We start from the raw sequence: 675 nt of genomic DNA on the forward strand, positions 1-675 counted from the left end.
GGATCAAAAAAGATAGAGAATAAACAGACAGTAGAAGGAAGTGATCTTTTAGAAGAGGAAAGGAAGAGATTAGAAAAGCTATTCTTTGAAGTACTCACAAATTCAATAATAAGCGATGGTGCTACGATCTATATTACTAACCGTGACTCTGAAGGTTCTGAAATAAATAGCTTTAACTATAAAGATGCAGCTTATTCCATTAATAATACGGTTAGAGAAGGGGGAAAACTCTACATTGATGCAGCAAGTGTTAGCAGGGATACGACAATTGAGCATGGTGGGATTGAGTTTGTCCAAAACTTGAGCATTTCAGAATATGCTACTGTTAAAAAAGGGGGGAAACAAATTGTTGAGAGTGGTGCAAATGCAGAAGGGGCTCAAATCCATGGTGGCGAGCAGATTATTTTTGGTAAGGGAAGCCTTGGATCTAGTTTGTCGCGAAAAGATAAGGAAAGTAGTGCTTATGGCACTGAAATTCATGCTGCAGATGGAATGCCAGGAATACAAAGTGTTTATAGTGGGGGGATGGCTGTTGACACAAAGGTTATGAAAGGAGGTATCCAGAATCTTGATGGTAAAGAGAATTTTCATAACGGTTTCTCAGAAGATGCTGATACAGCCGATACAGAAGATGAAGATTTTACAATTAATGAAGGGGCTTTTGCACTGAGTACC

The 675-nt window shown here is 38.8% G+C and carries 1 pseudogene; it reads left to right on the forward strand.

Going from position 1 to position 675, the window contains the following annotated elements:
* Window positions 1–675 (forward strand): annotated as a pseudogene (locus tag ACFIL8_RS12875) (autotransporter outer membrane beta-barrel domain-containing protein); the annotation flags it as partial.

The sequence above is a fragment of the Bartonella sp. AP57NXGY genome (genome assembly GCF_042195805.1).
Classification (GTDB): domain Bacteria; phylum Pseudomonadota; class Alphaproteobacteria; order Rhizobiales; family Rhizobiaceae; genus Bartonella.